The organism is Cellulomonas telluris (genome assembly GCF_004886325.1).
GTDB classification, from domain to species: domain Bacteria; phylum Actinomycetota; class Actinomycetes; order Actinomycetales; family Cellulomonadaceae; genus Cellulomonas; species Cellulomonas telluris.
In genome coordinates this window covers 486,770-506,861 of sequence record NZ_QXFN01000003.1, presented here as the reverse complement: position 1 = coordinate 506,861, position 20,092 = coordinate 486,770, and the positions used below count along the sequence as shown (strand labels likewise).

Sequence of the window (20,092 nt, the reverse complement as noted above, 5' to 3'; positions counted from 1 at the left end):
GGCGCGCTCAGACCGCGACGCGGGCGGCGGGGTCGGCGGCGAGCGCGTCCGCGAGGTCCTGCGCCCACGCGGCGACGGCGGCCATGTCGCGGTGGTCGCCCTCGCGGGCGCGACCGCCGGCGACGATCGCCCGCTCGGCGAAGGACAGGACCGCCCGGTCGAGGCGCCCGCGGAAGCTGCGGTGCCCGCGCGCGCCGAGACGGTCGAGCAGCGCCCGGATCTCGAGCGGCGAGTTCGCTGCGTTGGCCGGCTGCGTGGCGAGGCCGGACGAGAACAGCCACACAGGCCGGGCGCGCAGGCCGTCCTCGCACCGGCGCGCGAGCTCGCGCGCGGCGGGCAGCCAGTGCGCCGTGTACACGGCGGAGCCCAGCACGACCGCGTCGTACCCGTCGACCGACGCGACGTCCTCCGGCGCGCGCTGGTCCACCTCGTGCCCGCGCCGGCGCAGCACGTCGGCTGCGACCTCGCCGATCTCCCACGTCCCGTGGTGCCGGGACGCCACCGCCATCAGGATCCGCACGGCCCCTCCTCACGTCGCCACCGCCGGGCGTCCGCCCGCCTCCCCATCCTCGACGCCGTCGGCGCCGGGCACGTGGGCCGGAGGTCCCCGCCCGGCGAGGGCTCAGGAGGCGGGCGCGGAGGTGCGCGGGCCGGGGTCCGGCAGGTCCGCCTGCGCCAGGCGCAGCTTGTCGCACAGCCGCTGCAGCGTCGCGAGCTCGTCGGGGTCGAGCGCGCCGCCGACCAGCGCGTGGATGGAGCGGACGTGCCGTCGCCCGATCTCGCGCTGCAGGGCCGCACCGGCCTCCGTCAGGTGCACGGCCGTGCCGCGACGGTCCCCCTCGACGGGGCCACGGCGCACGAGCCCGGTCTCCTCGAGCCGCTCGACGAGGCGTGACAGGCTCGGCTGGGTCAGCAGGCTGCCGGCGGCGAGCTCGCGCAGCCGCAGCGCACGGCCCGGCGCGCGCGAGAGCGTGAAGAGCACGTCGTACTCGCGCATGCTCAGGCCGCCCCAGACGTCGTCCCGGGCGAACCGCCGCAGCAGGGTGACCTGGGCCCGGAACAGGGCCTCCCAGGCCTCGGCCGACGTGCGCACGGCGGCGTTGTCGGCCTGCCCGGGAGCTGCCGCGACGGGATGGAAATCGTTATCGACCATAAACGGTTCACCTCTCGCGAGGCCCCGCGGGGCTCGCCCATCCTCGTCGTCGTCGCACCTCGCAGAGGAGGAATCATGTCATCCGCCCGCACGCGGTCGTGGAGCCCGGGGGCGACGCTGAGCAGCACGCAGGCGCCGGCGCCGGACGCGGCCCGGACCGTGCAGGACCCGGCCGGCGGGTCCTGGTCGGCCGGGTCCGGCGGGTCGCCCACGGGCACCCACGCCCGTCCGACCGCGTCCGGGCCGGATGGCGCCTCGTGCACCGTGCCGTGACGGGAAGCTGACGCCCGTCCGGCACACGGTGGGCCGCGGCGACCTCGTGTCGTCGCGGCCCACGCGCGTCTAGCCTGGGGCGATGACCGACGCGGCCCCCACGGGCACGACCTACCTGCTGGTGGACGGCGAGAACATCGACGCCACCCTCGGCTCCTCGATCCTCGGCGGACGACCCACGCCCGAGCAGCGGCCGCGCTGGGAGCGCGTGCTGACGTTCGCGCAGCAGACGTGGGGCCAGCCGGTGAAGGCCCTGTTCTTCCTCAACGCGTCGAACGGCAACCTGCCGATGTCGTTCGTCCAGGCCCTCACCGCGATCGGCTACGTGCCGATCCCGCTGGCCGGCGAGTCGTACGAGAAGGTCGTCGACATCGGCATCAAGCGCACGCTGGAGGCCATCGCGGCGCGCGAGGGCGACGTGCTGCTCGCCAGCCACGACGGCGACTTCGCCCCCGAGGTCGAGGCCCTGGTCGACGAGGGCCGCCAGGTCGGCCTGCTCGCGTTCCGGGAGTTCACGAGCCAGCAGCTCGCCACGCTCACCGCCCGCGGGCTGCGCACGTACGACCTGGAGACCGACGTCGCGGCGTTCAACGTCCAGCTGCCGCGCCTGCGGATCATCCCGCTCGAGGAGTTCGACCCGCTGCGCTACCTCTGAGCGCGCGCGCAGGCCCGGCACCCGGGGACGGGTGCCGGGTCTCCGCCGGCCGGGGGCCGGCGCCGGGACGAGGCGCGTCAGGCGCCGAACCCCTCCCGCAGCGACTCGTCCACCACCGTGCGCACGTGCTCGAGGTGGTAGCCGTCGAGGAACTCGATGCCGTGCGCCGTGCCCGAGACCTCGGTGACGACGGACGTCCTGTCGTTGCGCGCCACCTGGGCGCTGTCCGCCGCGGGCACCTGGGGGTCCTCCGTCGAGGAGAACACCTGGAGCGGGCCGGTGAACGTGCTCGACGCGGCCCGGGCGTCGACGTCCTCGTACTGCGCGGGCGGGCTCAGCGCGACGACGGCGGCGGCCTCGAGGTCGTCGGCGAGGCCGGCGGCGAGCGCACCGCCCGCCGACGCCCCGACGAACGCCACACGTGTGGCGCCGGTCGCCTGCAGCAGCTCGACGCCGCGCTCGAACGCGGCCCGGCCGCCGGTGCCCCACGAGTAGGTGGCCACGAGGTAGCCCTCGCCGGCGAGGCGGACGACCTCGTCCGCCCACTGGCAGACGTCGCCGTCCACCTGGGGGGCGAGCAGGACGCCGCGGTCCCCGGCACCGGCCCACGCGACGGTGGTCGTGGCACCGGGCTCGCCGACCTCGGCGGTGGCGACGCCCTCGGGCAGGCACTCGGGGCGGTCGGTGGCCGTCATGGTGACGGGCGGGCTCTCGAGCACGGTCGTCTCGGGCTGCTCGGCCGCGGCCGTGGGCGTGGGGTCGGTCGACCGGTCGGGTGTGCCGGTGGAGCAGGCGGCGACGAGGGCGAGGCCCGCGACGCCGAGCACGACGGCGGTGCGGGAGGGGCGGGGGCGGGAGGGGGTGAGGGCAACCACACCCGATTCCTAGGGGTTCGTCCGGGGGCCCGACAACGCCCTCCCCGGTCACTAAACGTTTCACGGACCGACGTCGACGGCCGCCGCACCCCCCTCTGCCCTCGCCCGCCCGCCCGCTAGCGTGGGCTCATGGCCACGCTGTTCACCCGCGTCATCGACGGACAGATCCCCGGCCGCTTCGTCTGGGCCGACGACCGGGCGGTGGCGTTCGCCACCATCGCCCCCATCACGGACGGGCACGTGCTCGTGGTCCCGCGCGCCGAGGTCGACCGGTTCACCGAGGCGGACGACGACCTGCTCGCGCACCTCGCGGTCGTCGCGAAGACGATCGGGCGCGCGCAGGAGAGGGCCTTCGGCGCACCCCGCGCCGCCCTGCTCGTCGCCGGGTTCGAGGTCCCGCACCTGCACCTGCACGTGCTGCCCGCCTGGGACGAGTCGAGCCTGACCTTCGCGAACGCGCGCCACGACCTGCCGGCCGAGCAGCTCGACGCGGCGGCGGAGCGCCTGCGCGACGCGCTGCGGGCGCAGGGCGACGGCGCCCACGTGCCGGCGGCGCTGACGTCGCCCGCGCTGTGACGACCACGCGGGCGCCCCGCGCCCGTCCCGCGCTGCGTGCGCGGATGAGCACCCTCGCCCCCGCCGTGCGCACGTTCCTGGCCACCGAGTCCGGCAGCGCCCTCGCGCTGCTCGCCGCGACGGTGCTGGCGCTGGTGTGGGCGAACTCCCCGTGGCGCGACGCGTACACCGCGCTGCTGCACACCCCCGCCGGGGTGTCCCTGGGCGACGGCGGGCTCGTGCTCGACCTGCAGCACTGGGTGAACGACGCCGCGATGGCGCTGTTCTTCGCCGTCGTCGGCCTCGAGATCAACCGCGAGGTGACGCGCGGCGAGCTGCGCGACCCGCGCACGGTCGCGGTGCCGGCGCTCGGTGCGCTCGGCGGCCTCCTCGTCCCGGTGGCGGTGTTCCTGCTGGTCGAGGGCGGCGGGGAGGCTGCGCACGGGTGGGGCGTCGTCATGTCGACCGACACGGCGTTCCTCGTCGGGGTGCTCGCGCTGTTCGGGCCGCGCTGCCCCGACCGGCTGCGCCTGTTCCTGCTCACGCTCGCGATCGTCGACGACATCGGCGCCATCACCGCGATGGCCGTGTTCTACACCGACGACGTCGACCTGCGGGCGCTCGCGGCCGCCGGCGTGCTCGTCCTCGTGCTGCTCGCGCTGCGGCTGCGCCGGGTCTGGCAGCTCACGCCGTACGTCGTCGTCGGGCTGGCGCTGTGGGGCGTCGTGCTGGCCTCGGGCGTGCACGCGACGATCGCCGGGGTGCTCGTCGGGCTGCTCGTGCCGACGTCGCTGCCGCAGGACGGGCGGCGGGAGGCCGTCGCGGTGCACGCGCGCCGGTTCCTGGACGAGGGTGGTGCCGACCGCGAGCACGCCGCGGAACGCGCGGGACGGGCCGCGGTCGCCACCGGCGACCGCCTGCAGCGCGTGCTGCACCCGTGGAGCGCGTACGTGGTCGTGCCGCTGTTCGGGCTCGCGAACGCCGGCGTCCGCCTCGACCCGGCCACGCTCGCCGACGCGTTCGGCTCCCGGCTGACCATCGCCGTGGCCGTCGCGCTGGTCGTCGGCAACGCGGTCGGCATCACCGGGATGGCGACCCTCGCGCTGCGGCTGGGGCTCGGCGAGCTGCCGGGGCGCGTGCGGTGGGGCCACCTCGTCGGGGGCGCGGTCCTCGCCGGCATCGGCTTCACCATCTCGCTGTTCATCGCGCAGCTCGCGTTCGACGACCCCGTGCAGCTCGAGCACGCGAAGATCGGCGTGCTCGCGGGGTCGGTGGTCGCGGCCGTCGCCGGCTCGCTGCTGCTGCGCTGGCTGGGCGAGCGGCTGCCGCTGTGCTCGCCGCCGCGGCTGCCGACGGAGCTGCCGCCGCTGCCGTGGCGCGCCCCTTCCGCGGGCTGACGCCCGTCAGGCGCGGCTGTCCGCCAGCGCGACGAACCGGTCGAGGATCAGCGGCCACTCGCCGAACTTCTGCCGCACCTCGGCGAGCGAGGGGTGCCACCCGCCGTGCTCGAACAGCAGCGTCGTGCCGTGCGACGACGGCGCCAGCTCCACGCGGATCCGCGTCGGGTGCTCGCTCGGCTGCCCGAGCACCGAGGTGTGCACCAGCAGCCGCGGCGGCTCGACCTGCTCGACCCTGCCCCACACGACCGTCCCCGTCGCGTCGCAGGTGAAGGACACCTCCCCGCCGGCGACCGGATCGACGCGTGCGTCCCGGAACGTGGCGGGGTCCGGCGTGTAGTCCGGGTGCCACCACAGGGCGATGTCACGGACCCAGGTGTCGAAGGCCGTGACGACGTCGCACCGCAGCGCGCGCCGGTGCCGGACGGGCGGGACCTCCATGGCCGTCAGTGTCGTGGGGCACCGCCGGTGCGGCAAGCACGCCCCCCGACGCGTCAGGCGACCGGGTCGTCCGGCCCCCACGTCGTCAGCGCCAGACGTCGGGCGTCGGCCGCGAGGATCGCCGGGGTCGCCGCACGCAGCGAGTCCACCGTGTCGGCACCGGCGCGCACGAAGCGCCCCGACAGCTCGTCCAGCTCGCCGTCGGCGAAGCCGACCGCGAGCGCGACCACCTCGGCCGGCTCGGTCCAGTCCGTGCGGTCGTCGTGGACGGGCATCGCGCGTGTCATGTCGGTGCGCACGACACCCGGTGCGAGGTCGAGCACGCGGACCCCGCGGCCGCGGTACTGGTGGTCGAGCTGGGTGCTGAACCGCGCGAGCGCGCCCTTGCTGATGGTGTAGCCCGTGTAGCTGGGCTGCGCGCGGTGCCCGGACCCGGAGTTGATCTGCAGCACGCGGCCGCCCCCGCGCGCCAGCATGCCGGGCAGCACCGCGTGCGTGACCAGCAGCGGGCCGCGCACGTTCGTCTCGACGACGCGCCACACGTCCTCGACGTCGTCCTGCGCGAACGGCAGCTCGTTCTCCTCGATCACGCCGGCGTTGTTGACGAGCAGCCCGATGCCGCCCGGCAGCGCCGCCTCGACGCGGGCGACGGCGTCCGTGACGGCCGTGGCGTCGACGAGGTCGGCCGCGGCCACCGTCGCGGCCGCGCCGGTCTGCCGGACCTCGTCCGCGACGTCCTCCAGCCGGGACCGGGTGCGCCCGACGAGGCCGACCGCGTAGCCGGCACGGGCCAGGCCGAGCGCCAGCTCGCGCCCGATGCCGCGGCCGGCGCCGGTGACGAGCGCCGTGCGCGGCACGGGCGGGCCCCCGGCCGTGGTCGGTGCGGCGGTGCGGGGCAGGGCGGCGTCGTCGGTGGTGGTCACGCCCCCATGGTGGCGCACGGCGCGGTGCGCGGCCGTCCGGACCCCGCCGGCGTCGTCAGAGCGCGTCGACGACCGCCCGCAGCGCGTCGTACTCGATCCGGCCGCGGAACCGCACGCCGTCGACGAACACCGTCGGCGTGCCCGGCACCTCGAGCGCGAGCCCTTCGGCGTAGTCGGCCCTCACGGCGTCGGCGTACCGCTCGGCCGCCTCCCCCACGAGGTCGTCGGGGTCGAGGCCGAGCGCGACGGCGTGCTCGCGCAGGTCGTCGTCCGTCAGGTGGTCCTGCTGCTCGAGGAGCCGGTCGTGCAGCTCCCAGAACCGGCCTTGCGCCCCCGCGGCCTCGGCCGCGAGCGCCGCCGCGAGCGCGTGCGGGTGCACCTGGAACAGCGGGAAGTGCCGCCACACGAGCCGGACGCGCCCGTCCGACTCCTCGACGAGGCGGCGCAGCTCCGGGCCGGCCGCACGGCAGTACGGGCACTCGAGGTCGCCGAACTCGACGACGGTGACGGGTGCGTCGGGGTTCCCGAGCACGAACCGCTCGGGGTCGACGGCGGCGGGCGTGGCGGCCGGCGCGGGCGTGGTCATGCGTCCGTGGTCTCCCGGACGAACCGGCCGCGGCGCGGCGTGAGCGGCGGGCTCGCCGTCCCGACGCCCTGCGCCATGCCCTCGACCACCTCCTGCAGGGCCTGGACCGCGGTGTACCGGGGACGCCACGCGAGGATCTCCTCGGCGCGGCTCGTGTCGAGCAGCGGGACCGACCCCGCCAGGTCCAGCCAGCCGGGGTCGATCGGTGCGACACGCGCGTGCCAAGCGGCCGACAGGGCTGCCCGCGCCACCGGGCGCGGCACCTCGCGGATCTTGGCCTGGGACAGGACCGCCGCGACGTCCGGCCCGCGCAGGATGCCCGGACCCGCGAGGTTGAACGCGCCCCGCACCTGGCGGACCACCGCCTCGCGGGCGGCCTCCGCGAGGTCGTCCGCGTGCACGGCCTGCACGCGCACCGCGCGCGGCCACGGCAGCACCGGCAGGCGTCCGTCGAGCAGGCGCGCGGGGACGAACGGCCCGAGGAAGATGCCCTTGATCTCGTTGCCCGCGGCGCGCTGGAACACCAGCGCGGGCCGCAGGCGCGCGATCGCGAGGTCCGGGTGGGCCTCCTCCGCCTCGTCGAGCACGCGTTCCTGGGCGGCCTTGTCCACGCTGTACCGCGACGACGGCACGCCCACGGCGGGGAACAGCTCGTCGTGCAGGTCGTCGTCCACCGCCGGCCCGTACACGCCGACCGACGACGCGACGACGACGTGCGGGACCCCGGCACGGCGCGCGGCCTCGACCACGCGGCGCGTCCCCTCGACGTTGACCTGCCGCTGGTAGGCGCGGGCGTGGCTGGGCTGGATCGCCCACGCGAGGTGCACGACCGCGGCCGCGCCGGCGAACGCGTCGGAGAGCGTGCGCAGCACGGTCTCCTCGTCGTCGTTGCGGGCGCTGATGTCGCACGCCACCCACTCCGCGACGTCGTACGGCGGCGGCGGCGCCTGCCGGGGTGCGCGGCGCGCGACCCCGACCACCGACGTGATGGTGCTGTCCGCGCGGAACCGGCGCAGGATCGCCGTCCCCAGGTTGCCGCTCGCCCCCACGACCACGACGCGCATGGTGCCTCCGTCCGTCCTCGTCCCGTGCTCTGCCGTGCTCTGCGCCTGCGCCTGCCGTGCCGTGCCCCCGCCGTGCCCCCGCCGTGCGGCCGTCCCGTGCCGGCCGTCCCGTGCCGGCCGCCGGTGCGCCGCTCAGGCGGCGGGGTCGAGCACGACCTTGATGCAGCCGTCCGCCTTGCGCTGGAACGTGTCGTACAGCTCGGGCGCGCGCTCGAGCGGCACGCGGTGCGTGCGCAGGTCCAGCACGCCGAGCGGGTCGGCGTCGTCGGTGACCAGCGGCAGGATGTCGTCGACCCAGCGGCGCACGTTGGCCTGGCCGAACCGGACGGTGAGCTGCCGGTCGAAGACGTCCATCATCGGGAACGGGTCGATGGCGCCGCCGTAGACGCCGACGACCGACACCGTCGCGCCGCGGCGGGCCACGCCGATCGCGGTCTGCAGCGCGGCCATGCGGTCGACGCCGGCCTTCTCGATGAACGGCTTGGCGAGCGCGTCGGGCAGGAAGCCGGCGCCCTTCTGCGCGAGCTCGAAGACGGGCGACCCGTGCGCCTCCATGCCGACGGCCTCGACGACGGCGTCCGCGCCGCGGCCCTGGGTGCGGTCGCGCACGACCGCGGGGACGTCGTCGCAGGTGGAGGCGTCGAGGACGTCGACGCCGTGCCGCGCCGCCATGGCGAGCCGCTCCGGGATCCGGTCGATGCCGATGACGCGGCCGGCGCCGCGGTGCAGCGCGATGCGCGCGGCCATCTGCCCGATGGGCCCGAGGCCGACGACCGCGACCGTCCCGCCGGGCGGCACGTCCGCGTACGCGACGGCCTGCCACGCGGTCGGCAGCACGTCGGACAGGTACAGGTACGTCTCGTCGGGGCGGCCGTCGTCGGGGACGACGACGGGCCCGTACTGCGCCTGCGGCACACGCAGGTACTCGGCCTGCCCGCCGGGGACGCTGCCGTACAGCTCGGTGTAGCCGAACAGGGCGGCACCCTTGCCCTGGCTGCGCACCTGCGTCGTCTCGCACTGGGACTGCAGCCCGCGCGTGCAGAAGAAGCAGGTGCCGCACGCGATGCCGAACGGCACGACGACGCGGTCGCCGACCCTCAGCCGTCCCGCGGCCTCCGGCCCGACCTCCTCGACGACGCCCATCGCCTCGTGGCCGAGCACGTCGCCCGGCTTCAGGTAGGGGCCCAGCACGCCGTACAGGTGCAGGTCCGAGCCGCAGATCGCGGTCGACGTCACGCGGATCACCGCGTCGGTCGGCTCCTGGACCCGCGGGTCCGGGACCGTCTCGACCGACACCTTCTCGCGGCCCTGCCAGGTCAGTGCGCGCACGCTGCCTCCTCGTGGGTCGGGCCCCCCGCTACCGGCGTCCACCGTCGCACCGGGCGTCGCGGGCTGCATCCGGAGGGGCGGCGCGCGCCGCCGGCGCGCTGCCGTCGTCGGTGCCCGCCGGTAGCGTCGGGACGGACGCCGCCGCTCCGCGAGGAGGTCGCCGTGACCGAGACCGCCGCCGCTCCCCCGCGCCGACGTCGGCGCCGGCGGCTCGTCGCGCTCGGGGTCGTCGCCATCCTGGCGCTCGTCGTCGCGCTGCTGCTGCGCCAGCCGTCGCCCGTGGGGCACTGGCGCAGCGCGGAGGGGTACGAGCGGTACCTCGCCGCGTACGACGAGGCGTTCCGGGACCTGCCCGAGCCCGCGGAGACCCTCGACGTCCGCACCGACCTCGGGTTCGTGCGGGTCTACCGGTTCGCGGGGACGGGCGGACGGACGACGCCGCTCGTGCTGCTGCCCGGCACCGCCTCCGGCACACCCGTCTGGGCGGACAACCTGCCGTCGCTGCTGGAGGTCGCGGACGTCTACACGCTCGACCTGCTGGGCGAGCCGGGGCGCAGCGTGCAGGAGCGGCCGATCCGCGACCACGCGGACCAGGCGGCGTGGCTGGACCAGACCCTCGCGGCGCTGCCCGAGGGGACCTTCCACCTCGTGGGGCTGTCGATCGGCGGGTGGACGGCGACGAACCTCGCGCTGCACGCGCCGGAGCGCGTCGCGAGCCTGACGCTGATCGACCCCGTGCGGGTGCTCGCGGACATCCCCGCCGGGACCGCGGTGCGCTCGCTGCCGGCGTCGGTGCCGTGGCTGCCCCGGTCGTGGCGGGACTCGTTCAACTCCTACACGGCCGGCGGCGCGCCGGTCGAGGACGTGCCGGTCGCCGACATGATCGAGGCCGGCATGCAGGGGTACGCCATGCGGCTGCCGCAGCCGTCGCTCGTGCCGGAGGAGGACCTCGGGCGGATCGACGTGCCGGTGCTCGCGATCGTCGCCGAGGAGTCGGTCATGCACGACGCGTCCGCCGCGGTCGAGGTCGCCGAGCGGGCGCTGCAGGACGGCACGGTGCGCCTGTACGAGGGCGCGTCGCACGCGGTGAACGGCGAGGAGCCGGAGCGGATCGCCCAGGACGTGGCGGCGTTCCTGCCCGCGGACCGGTGAGCGGGACGACCGGCCGCGCCGCCGCCGGCACCGCCCCGCGCGGCGTCCTCGCGGTGACGGTGACGCTGTGCCTCGTCCAGCTCGTCGACGTGCTCGGCGTGACGGTCGTCGTGACGACGCTGCCGTCGATGCTGCGCGACCTCGGCGCGAGCGCCGGCGAGGGCACGTTCGTCGTCACCGCCTACGCCATGTTCTTCGGCGGGCTGCTCCTGGTCGCCGCCCGCCTCGGGGACCGGCTCGGCCACCGGCGCGTGCTGCTGGCGGCGATCGTGCTGTTCGGCCTGGCGTCGGTGCTGGGGGCCGTGGCGGGGGGCGTCGCGCTGCTCACGGCGGCGCGGGCGCTGCAGGGCGTCGCGGCCGCCGCCTCGGTGCCCGCAGCGCTGCGCCTGCTCACGACGCTCGTGCCCGAGGGGCGGTGGCGCCGTCGGGCGGTGGCGGCGTGGAGCGCCGCCGGGGCCGCGGCCGGTGCGGCCGGGTTCGTGGTCGGCGGGGCGGTGACCGAGGTCGCGACGTGGCGGGCGGTGTTCTGGCTGACGCTCGCGCTCGCGGCGGGCCTGCTCGTGGCCGTGCGGGTCGCGGTCCCGGCCGACACCGCCCGGCAGGCCGAGGTGCGGGTGCCCTGGGTGTCGGCCGTGCTGCTCACCGCCGGGGCGATGGGACTCGTGGCCGGCCCGACCCTGCTCGCCGAGACCGGGGCCGTCGTCGCGGGGTCGCTGGTGCTCGCGGCCGGTGCCGCCGCGACCGTCGGCTTCGTGGCCGCCGAGCGCGCGGCGCGGGACCCGCTCGTGGCGCGCGAGGCGCGCGGGTCGTCCCGGCTGCGCTGGGGCACCCTCGGCTCGTTCGCGAACACGGCGACGACGAGCTCGTCCGCGACCGTGGCGACGCTGCACCTGCAGGACGAGCTCGGGCTGACGCCGCTCGCCGCCGCGGCGGCGCTCGTGAGCGTGAGCGTGCTGGCGGTCGTGGGGTCGGCGCTCGCGCCCCGGGTGATCGCCCGACTGACCTGGCGGCGGACCATGGGCGCGGGGCTGCTGCTGGTCGCCGGCGCGAACGCCGTGCTGGTCGCGTCGGCCACGCCGGCCGCGGTCGCGCTCACCGCGGCGCTCAGCGGCCTCGGGCTGGGCGCCTCGTCCGTCGCCGCCAACGACATGGGCACCAGCGTCGACGAGCACCTGCGCGCGACGGCCGCGGGCGTGCTCAACACCGCGGCCCAGCTCGGGACGGCGCTCGGGACGGCCGCGGTGCTGCTGGTCGCGTCGGCGACGTCGGCGCGGGTGGGGTGGGCGGTGGTGGCGGGGCTGGCCGCGGTGGCCGCCGCGGCGTGCGCCCGGCGGCGGTCCCCGGCGGCCGAACCCGCGGCGGTCTAGCGGCCGTCGGCCATCGCCGACAGCGTCGTCACCGTGCGCCAGTTGCGGGCGGTACCCGCCGGGCCCTGCAGGCTCGCGAGGCGCTGCGCGAGACGGGAGCGGCCCATCCCGCCGGGCAGGAACAGGTAGACCTCGCGTCCGCCGACGGCCAGGTCCTCCGGGTGGAACGGGGCGAGGTCGAGGTCCGGTGCGGCCGCCGGTCCGGGGCCGGCGAGGAACACGACGTGGTGGTGGGTCGGGTCGTCGTCGCGGCCGAGGAACGGGTTGCCCGCCACGACGCCGCGCAGCTCCTCGGCAGTGCGCACGACGACGTCCGGCCGGACCGCGGGGAACGCGTCGGCGCACGCGGCCCGCAGTCGCGCCGCGACGGCCCCGGTGTCCGGGTCGGGCGACGTCAGGACGACGTTCCCGCTGTTCACGTACGTGCGCACGTCGCCGAAGCCGCTGTCCGTCACGACGCGGCGCAGGTCGGCCATGGGGACCTTCGTCGCGCCGCCCACGTTGACGCCCCGCAGCAGGGCGACCATCACCGTCACCGTCGGCGGCTCAGAAGAGCAGCGCCGGGCCGCCGACGACCCGCCGCTCGAGGTCGAGCAGCGTCCGCTTGCGGTCCAGCCCCGCGGCGAAGCCGACCAGCTTCCCGCCCGCCCCGATGACCCGGTGGCACGGGACGACGATCGCCATGCGGTTCGCGCCGTTCGCGGCGCCGACCGCGCGGGCGGTCGTCCGCGGGTCGAGGCCGACCGACTCCGCGAGCGCTCCGTACGACGTCGTCGTGCCGTACGGGACGCGCCGCAGCCCGTCCCAGACCTTCCGCTGGAACGCGGTGCCGGCGTACCGCAGGGGCAGGTCGAAGTCGCGCAGCTCGCCCGCGAAGTAGGCCGCGAGCTGGCGCACCGCCTCGGCCAGGACCGGGTCGTCCCCCGGGTCCACGCGCTCCCCCACGTCGTCGGCGGCGGGCGTGCCGTCGGTGCGCGGTAGGCGCAGGTGCGTGACCGCCCCGTCCTCCACCGCGACCACCACCGGCCCGACCGGTGAGCCCAGCACGGCGTGCACGAGGCCCGCCTGCGCGGCGCCCTCCTGCACGAGCCCCGCCTGCACGGCGCCCTCCTGCGCGGGCCGCGTCGGCCCCGTCGTCACGTCCACGTCCTCATCCTGCCCCTCGCCCCCGACATCGCGGCACCCGCTGCGCCGCCACCGGAGCAGACGCCGCGGGGCGCCCCGGCGTGAGGTCAGGCGACCGCGTGCAGCCCGAGGAAGCCGCCCGCCCCCGCGAGCAGCGCGGGGCCGAGCCAGGTGAGCACCAGCACGTGCTGACGGTGCCGCAGCCCCAGCAGCGCGAACGCCAGCGCCCCGACGACCCCGAACGTCACGGCCTCGGCGGTGTAGCGCAGCACGACCCCGTACTGGACCACGGCCTCCGCGAGCCACACCGCGACCAGCACCGCCGCGCCCAGCCCGCGCTCGCGACCGCGCCCGCGCCACCACGACTGCCCGGCCAGACCGGCGACCGCGCCGCCGACGACCCCCAGGACCGCCCACACCAGCACCCACGGCAGCGACACCGGGTAGCCGCGCAGCGACGCCGTCGCGTAGTACCCGGGCACCTGCGCGAGGCACGCGAGCAGCCCGAGCAGCGCGCCGCCGCGGCGGCTGCGCGCCGTGGCACCGGCCAGGAAGGGCAGCACCAGCCAGGGGCTGACGGCGTTCGCGAGTGCGGCCACCCCCGGGAGGGTCAGGTACGTCTGCGCGAAGGACGTGAGGCCGCCGGACGCGAGGCCGGCCACGACGGCGAGCGCGCCGTGGGCGGCACCGCGGGTGGCGGACGGGACGGCGGGGCGTGCGGGGGCGAGGGCGGAGGTCGTCACGTGGCGAGGGTCGCGCCCCGGAGCGGGTCGGCGCGTCCGGCCGCGGGCGTCACGTCAGCGCGGCCGGGTCCGCCCACGGTCGGACACGGCCGCGACGCGCGGACGACGGGGCCGCCCCGGACCCACCGGTGCGGGCGCCGCCGCCGCGTCGCGGTCAGTCCGCGGACCGCAGGATCGTCCGCACCCCCACGACCAGGCCGAGCCCCGCGGTCGCCGCCGCCGCCAGGACACCCCACAGCACCGCCGACGCGGTCAGGTCACCCGCGAACAGCGCGCGCTCGGCGTCGACGATCCAGCGCAGCGGGTTCACCTGCGCCGCGGCCTGCATCCACCGCGGCCCGCTCTCGAGCGGCAGCAGCAGGCCGGACAGGATCATCAGCGGGAACAGGACGGTCTGCTGCACCGCCCAGAACATCCACTCCTGCTTGCGCACCGCGATGGCGAGGGCGTAGCTGAGCGAGCCGAGACCGACACCCAGCACGGCGAGCAGCGCGAGCCCCAGGACGGTGCCGACCGGGTCGGGGCGGAAGCCGAACGGCAGCATCACCACGACGATCAGCAGCGCCTGCGCGACCAGCGGCACCATCTCCTTCAGGGACCGCCCCACGAGCTGCGACGAGCGGGACAGCGGCGTCACCAGCAGGCGCTCGTGCGCGCCGGTCTGCATCTCGTACTGCAGGTTGGACCCGGTCGTGGACGTGCCGAACAGGGTCGTCATCACGAGGATCCCGGGGACGAACCACTGCCACACGCCGCCGCCGGGCAGCGCGCCGCCGACCGACCCCGCGAGCAGCGGACCGAACAGGGCGAGGAACACCAGCGGCTGCACGAGCCCGAACACCACCGAGAACGGCTCGCGCACCACGGGCCGCAGCTCGCGCGCCATGACCAGCCACACGTCCGACCACCACGAGCGGCGGACCTCCGGCGCGAGGGGCGCGTCCACGCCCACGGCCTCCTGGGTCGTCGTCGTGCTCATGCCGCGTCCTTCCCGGCGGCCGTGGCCGCCTGCTGCTCGTCGGGGTCCGCGACGGCAGGGCCGCCGTCGCGCAGGCTGCGCCCGGTGAGGGCGAGGAAGACGTCGTCGAGCGTCGGGCGGACGGCCTGCGCCGCCACGACGCCGACGCCGGCCGCGTCGGCGGCGCGCACCACGGCGGGCACGGAGGCCGGCCCGTCAGCGACCCGCCCCGACACGTGCGCACCGGTCACCACGACCTCCCGCGCACCGGGCAGCCGCTCGACCAGGACGGCCAGCCGCGCGGCGTCGTCCGGGCCGGCGGCGGTGAGCTCGACACGGTCGCCCGCCAGGTCGCGCTTGAGTCCGTCGGCCGTGTCGTCGGCGATGACCCGGCCGTGGTCGACCACGACGACCCGCTCGGCCATCGTGTCGGCCTCGTCGAGGTAGTGCGTCGTCAGCACGATCGTCATGTCGTGCTCGCGCCGCAGCCGCAGCACGTGCTGCCACAGGTTGGCCCGCGTGTGCGGGTCGAGGCCCGTGCTCGGCTCGTCGAGGAACAGCAGGCGCGGGGCGTGCACGAGGCCGAGCGCGACGTCGAGGCGTCGGCGCTGCCCGCCGGAGAGGTCGGTGACCTTCCGCCGCGCGAGGTCCTCGAGCTCGAGCGCGTCGAGCAGCTCCCCGGCGCGGCGGCGAGCCCTCGCCCGGTCGAGGCCGTACACGCGGCCCTGCACGACGAGCTCGTCCCCGACGCGCTGCGCGTGCCCGGCGCCGTTGCCCTGCCCGACGTAGCCGATCCGCCGCCGGACGGTCGCCGGGGCGGTGGTCACGTCGGCCCCCGCGACGGTCGCGGTGCCGGCCGTCGGGCGCAGCAGCGTGGTGAGCATGCGCATGGTGGTGGACTTGCCGGCGCCGTTCGGGCCGAGCACGGCCACGAGCTCGCCGGGGGCGACGTCGAGGTCGACGCCGCGCACGGCGTGCACGGTCTCGGTGCGGCTGACGACGAAGTCCTTCGTCAGCCCTCGGGTGCGGATCATCGGGTCTCCCTGCGGGGCGGTTCGGCGGTGGGACGTGCTCACGTTCCCGCGGGAAGCGGTCAGATCCTGTCCGGCACCCTGACCCGTCCGCTCCGTCCTTCGGAGGAGGTCGTCGCCGCGTCTCGGCCGTCCGCGGGACGACGGGCGGGGCGCCGCCGGGGTGGGCTGGACGCACCATGGACGAGCACCGCGACGACCCCGCCCCGGACCCCGGCCCCGCCGACCGCCACCGGGTCTTCCGCCCCGTCCGGGGGTGGGCCGTGCTGTGGCGCGGCGCGTTCGGGGTCCGCCACGCCGGTGCCGAGTGGGTCGTGGACGTGGACTACCTCGACCCCGACGAGCGCGTGCGCCTGTACCGCGACGGCACGCTCGTGGACGAGCGCCGTTCCCCCGCCCGGTTCGCGGTCGGCGACGGCGCCCGGGTCGAGGCCGCCCTCAGCACCTGGGGCATGCGGCGGGTGCGACTCGTCACCCCGGACGGCGCACGCGACCTCGAGCCGCTGCCCGGGACCGCCGAGGCGTGGCGCGACCGGATGGACCGCGAGCACCCCGCGGCGAGCCGTCTGGTGGCCGCGGCCGCGTGGGGCGTGCTCGCCGTCGGCGCGGTCGCCCAGCTGCCGGCCCTGCTCGGGCTGGTCGAGCGCGGCCTGGGGATGGTCGGGGCGTCGTGGGACGCACCCGCGCTGTGGGAGCCCTCCGGGCGGTGGGTGCCGTGGCTCGCGGCGGCGGCGGTCGTGGCCGCGCTGGACCGGGGGCTGCGGCGCCGGTGGTCGCCCTGGCTGGACGACTGAGCGGGAAGAGCCGGACCCCTCGGCGTGACTGCGCCCGACCGCGACGCCCTCCTCGCCGCGCCCCGCAACCGCTCGGCGACGCAGAAGCGGCCACGTCCTGTCCGCCACCGGTGCCACGCTGGTGCCATGTCCGGACCGTCCGCCCGCCTGCTGTCGCTGCTGTCGCTGCTGCAGTCCCGCCGCGACTGGCCCGGGGAGGTCCTCGCCGGGCGCCTGGGGGTGAGCCCGCGCACCGTCCGCCGCGACGTCGACCGCCTGCGCGAGCTCGGGTACCCGGTGCACGCGACGAAGGGCCCCGACGGCGGCTACCGCCTCGAGGCGGGCAGCCACATGCCGCCGCTGCTGCTGGACGACGAGCAGGTGCTCGCGCTGACGCTCGCGCTGCAGACCGCCTCGACGGGCGTGGACGGCGTGGACGAGGCGGCGGTGCGCGCGCTCGCGACGCTGCGGCAGGTGATGCCGGCGCGGCTGCGCACCGCCGCCGACGCCCTCGCCGTCACGGTCGTCCCGCGCGACGAGCGCCGCGAGCGGCCCGCCGTCCCGTCCGACGTGCTCCTCGCCGTGGGTGCGGCCGTGCGGGCGCGCGAGGTCCTGCGGTTCGACTACGACGGCGGCAGCGGACCGGTCCTGGGCAGCGGCGACGGCGCCTTCCGCCCTCCGCGCCGCGTCGAGCCCCACCACCTCGTGACGTGGGGCGGGCGCTGGTACCTCGTCGCGTACGACCTCGAGCGGTCGGACTGGCGCACCTTCCGGGTCGACCGGATGACCCCGCGCAGCCCCACGGGGCCGCGCGTCGGGCCGCGCCCCGTCCCGGGCGGCGACGTCTCGACGTTCGTGGCCGACCGGCTCGGTGCGCGCCCCGCGTGGCCGTGCCGCGGTGAGGCGCTCCTCGACCTGCCCGCCGCGGAGGTGGCCCGGTGGGCCGGTCGCGACGCGCTGGTGGAGCCCGTCGGGCACGACCGGTCCCGGCTGGTCACGGGGTCGTGGTCGTGGGACGCGCTGGCCTCGATGCTCGGGATGTACGGCGTGCCGTTCGAGGTCGTGGGGCCGCAGGAGCTGCGCGACGCCGTGCGCGGGCTCGTGCACCGGCTCGAGCGCGCGGTGGGCTGAGGCCGACCCCTACCCCGGCCCCGGCCCTGCCGGCTCGCCTCATGCCCGCCGGTCGGCGGCCGATGGGACGTCGGACGGGAGGACCTGTGGACGGCATCGCGACGATCGGCGCGCGCGTGGGCGCGATCCAGCAGACGCTCGCCTCGCTGACCCCGCGTGCGCTCGCTCCGGCCGCCGGGCAGCCCGCTCCGGCCGGCGGGCAGCCCGTGCGCGGCGGGAGCGGCGACGCGTTCGCCGCGGCGCTCGCGACGCAGGTCGCGCAGCAGACCGCGACGCCCGCCGCGACGCCGGCCGCCGCCGCGGCCGTGACAGCCGTACCGGGGCTGAGCGCCGAGCAGACCGCCAACGCCCGCGCCGTGGTGGCCGCCGGCGCCGCGGCGGGGCTGTCCCTGCGGGACCAGGCGATCGGGGTGATGACCGCGATGGGCGAGTCGTCGCTGCGCGTGCTCGACCGCGGCGACCACGCCGGGCCCGACAGCCGCGGGCTGTTCCAGCAGCGCGACAACGGGGCGTGGGGCACGTACGCCGAGCGGATGGACCCGACCGCGAGCGCGACGAGCTTCTTCCGCGCACTGGCGCGCGTGGACGGCCGCGAGGCCGTCGCGCCGACGCTGGTGGCGCACGCCGTGCAGCGCAACGCCGACCCGCAGCACTACGCGCGGTACTGGGACCAGGCGGTCGCGGTCGTCGCGCGGCTCACCGGCACGACGCCCGCGCAGGTCGCGGCCTCCTGACGGCGGCGGGCGGCGGCGCAGGACGTCGGTCGTCGTTGCGTCACTCGCCCCCGGGGTCACTCTCGCCGCGCGTGCGCGTGGACCGGCGCGTCGGCGGGGCGGGCCGCTCCCCCGCCGCCTCGACGCGGGGCTGCGGCCGGGTGCGCGCCTCGGGCTCGTGCCCGCCGCCGGGCACGGGTCCGCCGCGCCCCTCGTGGACCGGCGGGCCGCCCGGCGCGTCCCCGAGGCCGTCGCCGGGGGCGTCCGCCTCCACGGACGGGCGGGGCCGGTCGCCGTGGGCGGGCTCCTCGATCTGCGGCACGCCGCCGCTCGCGGCCTGCTCCCGCTCCTCGATGGCCTCCTGGCCGGGCCCCGAGAACGCCTGGGACCGCGCGACGGCGTCGATGCTGCCGGTGAACAGCCGCGCGTCCTGGCCCGCCGGCGCGAGCCGCTGGGTGTCGTCCGACGCCCACTCGCCGGGGATCGGCAGGACGACCGTCGACCCCTGCCCCGGCCGGGACGGTGTGCGGACGCGGCCCTCGACGGGCCGGGCCGAGGGGGCCGGAGGCGGCTCGGGGCCGTCGTGCCCGGGCCGGCCGCCCGCGGGCGTCGGCGCCTGCGTCCCCGGCGGGGTCGGCACCCCCGAGGGACGGACGGGCGCGTCCCCGCCCTCCCAGCGGGTGCGCGGCAGGCCCTGCGGCGCCTCGCGCTGCAGCCAGGCGACGAGGCCCTCGCGCACGTAGCAGCGCAGGTCGAACAGGGTGGGCGCGTCGACGGCGCTCGCGAGCGCGCGCACGCGCACGACGCCGCCGACGGCGTCGGTGACCTGGAGGATGCCGACGCGCCCGTCCCACAGGTCCGTGACGGACAGCAGCCGCGTGAGCTCGGCGCGCATCGCCTCGACCGGCACCTCCCAGTCGACGTCGAGCTCGACGGTGCCGAGCAGCTCCGCGGCGCGGCGGGTCCAGTTCTCGAACGGGGTCGTCGTGAAGTACGTCGACGGCAGGATGAGCCGGCGGTCGTCCCACACGTGCACGACGACGTAGGTGAGCGTGATCTCCTCGATGCGGCCCCACTCGTCCGCGACGACGACCACGTCGTCGACCCGGATGGCGTCGGTGAACGCGAGCTGCAGGCCGGCGAAGACGTTCGCGAGGGAGCTCTGCGCGGCCAGGCCCGCGACGATCGACAGCAGGCCCGCCGACGCGAACACGCTCGCGCCCACGGCCCGCGCGCCGGGGAACGTCAACAGCACGGCCGCCGCGCCGATGACGACGAGCACCGCGACGGTGATGCGGCGCAGCACCTGCACCTGCGTGCGCACGCGGCGCGCGTGCCGGTTGTCCTTGACGTCGACGCGGTAGCGCTGGAGGGCGAGGTCCTCGAAGACGAACGCGAGCGACCCCACGAGCCACGTGACGGCGACGATCGTGGCGACGAGCAGCGCGTGCTCGACACCGGGCCGCCACGTGTCGGACGGGTCGGTGCTCAGGCGCAGCGCGACCCAGACCGAGACGACGAGCAGCGTGACGCGCAGCGGGCGCCGCGAGCGCCGCGAGAGGTCCGCGGCCAGCGCGCTGCGCGGCGCCAGGCGGCGCACGAGCGCGCCCACCGCCGTGGCGAGCAGGTAGCCGACGACGACGCCGCCGGCGACGGCGAGCAGCGGCACGACCGCGGAGCCGACGTCACGGACGACCTCGACGACCTCGGGCGACGGGCTCGGGGTCGCGGCGGCACGGAGCGGGGCGGGAGGAGGCGCAGGGGCGTGGAGCAGACCGGGCACACGTCCAGGTTAGGAAGAACGACCCGGTCCCGCCCCCGGCGCTGGGGGCGGGACCCGGTGCAGGA

23 protein-coding genes are annotated in these 20,092 nt (G+C 77.1%); 9 read left to right on the top strand and 14 right to left on the bottom strand.

Annotated features, from left to right (window positions below):
- Positions 1-7: 7 nt before the first annotated feature.
- Positions 8-520, bottom strand: coding sequence for a flavodoxin domain-containing protein (locus FB586_RS11190; protein WP_136519378.1), 513 nt, complete (start codon positions 518-520; stop codon positions 8-10).
- A gap of 102 nt (positions 521-622) precedes the next feature.
- Positions 623-1,153, bottom strand: a complete 531-nt coding sequence (locus FB586_RS11185; protein ID WP_136519377.1) for a MarR family winged helix-turn-helix transcriptional regulator — start codon at positions 1,151-1,153, stop codon at positions 623-625.
- A gap of 75 nt (positions 1,154-1,228) precedes the next feature.
- Between FB586_RS11185 and FB586_RS11180 the strand changes: the two genes are divergently transcribed.
- Together FB586_RS11180 and FB586_RS11175 are read left to right on the top strand one after the other, a co-directional pair.
- On the top strand, positions 1,229-1,426 hold the full coding sequence (locus FB586_RS11180) for a hypothetical protein (protein ID WP_136519376.1): 198 nt from the start codon (positions 1,229-1,231) through the stop codon (positions 1,424-1,426).
- An 82-nt stretch (positions 1,427-1,508) separates the two neighbouring features.
- A complete protein-coding gene (locus tag FB586_RS11175; protein WP_136519375.1) occupies positions 1,509-2,081 on the top strand; it encodes an NYN domain-containing protein in 573 nt (190 codons plus the stop codon).
- A gap of 77 nt (positions 2,082-2,158) precedes the next feature.
- On the opposite strand, the gene FB586_RS11170 is transcribed toward FB586_RS11175, so the two are convergent.
- The gene (locus tag FB586_RS11170; protein WP_168800529.1) at positions 2,159-2,956 is read right to left on the bottom strand and encodes a hypothetical protein; all 798 of its coding nucleotides are present in this window, start codon (positions 2,954-2,956) and stop codon (positions 2,159-2,161) included.
- A 129-nt stretch (positions 2,957-3,085) separates the two neighbouring features.
- On the opposite strand from FB586_RS11170, the gene FB586_RS11165 reads away from it, so the two are divergent.
- Positions 3,086-3,532 carry an HIT family protein gene (locus FB586_RS11165; protein ID WP_136519373.1) on the top strand — a complete coding sequence of 149 codons (447 nt, stop codon included), beginning with the start codon at positions 3,086-3,088 and terminating at the stop codon, positions 3,530-3,532.
- A gap of 44 nt (positions 3,533-3,576) precedes the next feature.
- On the top strand, positions 3,577-4,908 hold the full coding sequence (gene nhaA / locus FB586_RS11160) for a Na+/H+ antiporter NhaA (protein ID WP_136519372.1): 1,332 nt from the start codon (positions 3,577-3,579) through the stop codon (positions 4,906-4,908).
- Positions 4,909-4,914: 6 nt separating this feature from the next.
- On the opposite strand, the gene FB586_RS11155 is transcribed toward nhaA, so the two are convergent.
- The 5 genes from FB586_RS11155 to FB586_RS11135 form a co-directional block, all read right to left on the bottom strand.
- The gene (locus FB586_RS11155; protein ID WP_136519371.1) at positions 4,915-5,349 is read right to left on the bottom strand and encodes an SRPBCC domain-containing protein; all 435 of its coding nucleotides are present in this window, start codon (positions 5,347-5,349) and stop codon (positions 4,915-4,917) included.
- Positions 5,350-5,402: 53 nt separating this feature from the next.
- Positions 5,403-6,272, bottom strand: a complete 870-nt coding sequence (locus FB586_RS11150) for an SDR family NAD(P)-dependent oxidoreductase (RefSeq protein ID WP_246036703.1) — start codon at positions 6,270-6,272, stop codon at positions 5,403-5,405.
- 55 nt (positions 6,273-6,327) lie between these two features.
- A complete protein-coding gene (locus tag FB586_RS11145) occupies positions 6,328-6,858 on the bottom strand; it encodes a DsbA family protein (RefSeq protein ID WP_136519370.1) in 531 nt (176 codons plus the stop codon).
- Positions 6,855-7,922, bottom strand: coding sequence for an NAD-dependent epimerase/dehydratase family protein (locus FB586_RS11140; RefSeq protein WP_136519369.1), 1,068 nt, complete (start codon positions 7,920-7,922; stop codon positions 6,855-6,857). Before FB586_RS11140 ends, FB586_RS11145 begins: the two co-directional genes overlap by 4 nt.
- A 132-nt stretch (positions 7,923-8,054) precedes the next feature.
- Positions 8,055-9,251 (bottom strand): zinc-dependent alcohol dehydrogenase, encoded by a 1,197-nt coding sequence (locus FB586_RS11135; protein WP_136519368.1) that lies wholly within the window; start codon positions 9,249-9,251, stop codon positions 8,055-8,057.
- A gap of 162 nt (positions 9,252-9,413) precedes the next feature.
- Here FB586_RS11135 and FB586_RS11130 point away from each other — a divergent pair, with 162 nt between their 5' ends.
- Both FB586_RS11130 and FB586_RS11125 read left to right on the top strand, forming a co-directional pair.
- Positions 9,414-10,403, top strand: coding sequence for an alpha/beta fold hydrolase (locus FB586_RS11130; RefSeq protein WP_136519367.1), 990 nt, complete (start codon positions 9,414-9,416; stop codon positions 10,401-10,403).
- Positions 10,400-11,770, top strand: coding sequence for an MFS transporter (locus FB586_RS11125; RefSeq protein WP_136519366.1), 1,371 nt, complete (start codon positions 10,400-10,402; stop codon positions 11,768-11,770). The genes FB586_RS11130 and FB586_RS11125 overlap by 4 nt, the downstream gene beginning before the upstream one ends.
- Here FB586_RS11125 and FB586_RS11120 read toward each other — a convergent pair.
- The 5 genes from FB586_RS11120 to FB586_RS11100 form a co-directional block, all read right to left on the bottom strand.
- Positions 11,767-12,297 (bottom strand): DUF1697 domain-containing protein, encoded by a 531-nt coding sequence (locus FB586_RS11120; RefSeq protein WP_136519365.1) that lies wholly within the window; start codon positions 12,295-12,297, stop codon positions 11,767-11,769. The two genes, FB586_RS11125 and FB586_RS11120, sit on opposite strands and share 4 nt — an antisense overlap.
- 19 nt (positions 12,298-12,316) lie before the next feature.
- Positions 12,317-12,916, bottom strand: coding sequence for a methylated-DNA--[protein]-cysteine S-methyltransferase (locus FB586_RS11115; protein ID WP_306419161.1), 600 nt, complete (start codon positions 12,914-12,916; stop codon positions 12,317-12,319).
- Positions 12,917-13,002: 86 nt separating this feature from the next.
- Positions 13,003-13,638 carry a DUF6518 family protein gene (locus FB586_RS11110; protein WP_136519364.1) on the bottom strand — a complete coding sequence of 212 codons (636 nt, stop codon included), beginning with the start codon at positions 13,636-13,638 and terminating at the stop codon, positions 13,003-13,005.
- A gap of 154 nt (positions 13,639-13,792) precedes the next feature.
- Positions 13,793-14,617 (bottom strand): ABC transporter permease, encoded by an 825-nt coding sequence (locus FB586_RS11105; RefSeq protein ID WP_136519363.1) that lies wholly within the window; start codon positions 14,615-14,617, stop codon positions 13,793-13,795.
- Positions 14,614-15,630: an ATP-binding cassette domain-containing protein gene (locus FB586_RS11100; RefSeq protein ID WP_136519362.1), complete on the bottom strand. Its 1,017-nt coding sequence runs from the start codon at positions 15,628-15,630 to the stop codon at positions 14,614-14,616. Before FB586_RS11100 ends, FB586_RS11105 begins: the two co-directional genes overlap by 4 nt.
- 176 nt (positions 15,631-15,806) lie before the next feature.
- Here FB586_RS11100 and FB586_RS11095 point away from each other — a divergent pair, with 176 nt between their 5' ends.
- The 3 genes from FB586_RS11095 to FB586_RS19735 all read left to right on the top strand — a co-directional run bounded on the left by FB586_RS11095 (position 15,807) and on the right by FB586_RS19735 (position 18,265).
- Positions 15,807-16,421, top strand: a complete 615-nt coding sequence (locus tag FB586_RS11095) for a hypothetical protein (protein ID WP_136519361.1) — start codon at positions 15,807-15,809, stop codon at positions 16,419-16,421.
- 126 nt (positions 16,422-16,547) lie between these two features.
- Complete coding sequence (locus FB586_RS11090; protein WP_136519360.1) at positions 16,548-17,531, top strand: helix-turn-helix transcriptional regulator; 984 nt, start codon at positions 16,548-16,550, stop codon at positions 17,529-17,531.
- Between the two features lie 86 nt (positions 17,532-17,617).
- Positions 17,618-18,265 (top strand): hypothetical protein, encoded by a 648-nt coding sequence (locus FB586_RS19735; protein ID WP_187697866.1) that lies wholly within the window; start codon positions 17,618-17,620, stop codon positions 18,263-18,265.
- Positions 18,266-18,305: 40 nt separating this feature from the next.
- On the opposite strand, the gene FB586_RS20260 is transcribed toward FB586_RS19735, so the two are convergent.
- Positions 18,306-20,027: a mechanosensitive ion channel domain-containing protein gene (locus FB586_RS20260; protein ID WP_306419160.1), complete on the bottom strand. Its 1,722-nt coding sequence runs from the start codon at positions 20,025-20,027 to the stop codon at positions 18,306-18,308.
- Between the last annotated feature and the right edge of the window lie 65 nt (positions 20,028-20,092).

Excerpts from the sequence above, each read along its gene's own strand:
- FB586_RS11100 (WP_136519362.1), bottom strand. The coding sequence starts at position 15,630 with ATGATCCGCACCCGAGGGCTGACGAAGGACTTCGTCGTCAGCCGCACC.
- nhaA (WP_136519372.1), top strand. The coding sequence starts at position 3,577 with ATGAGCACCCTCGCCCCCGCCGTGCGCACGTTCCTGGCCACCGAGTCC.
- FB586_RS11140 (WP_136519369.1), bottom strand. The coding sequence starts at position 7,922 with ATGCGCGTCGTGGTCGTGGGGGCGAGCGGCAACCTGGGGACGGCGATC.
- FB586_RS11165 (WP_136519373.1), top strand. The coding sequence starts at position 3,086 with ATGGCCACGCTGTTCACCCGCGTCATCGACGGACAGATCCCCGGCCGC.
- FB586_RS11095 (WP_136519361.1), top strand. The coding sequence starts at position 15,807 with ATGGACGAGCACCGCGACGACCCCGCCCCGGACCCCGGCCCCGCCGAC.
- FB586_RS11185 (WP_136519377.1), bottom strand. The coding sequence starts at position 1,153 with ATGGTCGATAACGATTTCCATCCCGTCGCGGCAGCTCCCGGGCAGGCC.
- FB586_RS11120 (WP_136519365.1), bottom strand. The coding sequence starts at position 12,297 with ATGGTCGCCCTGCTGCGGGGCGTCAACGTGGGCGGCGCGACGAAGGTC.
- FB586_RS11175 (WP_136519375.1), top strand. The coding sequence starts at position 1,509 with ATGACCGACGCGGCCCCCACGGGCACGACCTACCTGCTGGTGGACGGC.
- FB586_RS11155 (WP_136519371.1), bottom strand. The coding sequence starts at position 5,349 with ATGGAGGTCCCGCCCGTCCGGCACCGGCGCGCGCTGCGGTGCGACGTC.
- FB586_RS11180 (WP_136519376.1), top strand. The coding sequence starts at position 1,229 with ATGTCATCCGCCCGCACGCGGTCGTGGAGCCCGGGGGCGACGCTGAGC.
- FB586_RS11090 (WP_136519360.1), top strand. The coding sequence starts at position 16,548 with ATGTCCGGACCGTCCGCCCGCCTGCTGTCGCTGCTGTCGCTGCTGCAG.
- FB586_RS11145 (WP_136519370.1), bottom strand. The coding sequence starts at position 6,858 with ATGACCACGCCCGCGCCGGCCGCCACGCCCGCCGCCGTCGACCCCGAG.
- FB586_RS11105 (WP_136519363.1), bottom strand. The coding sequence starts at position 14,617 with ATGAGCACGACGACGACCCAGGAGGCCGTGGGCGTGGACGCGCCCCTC.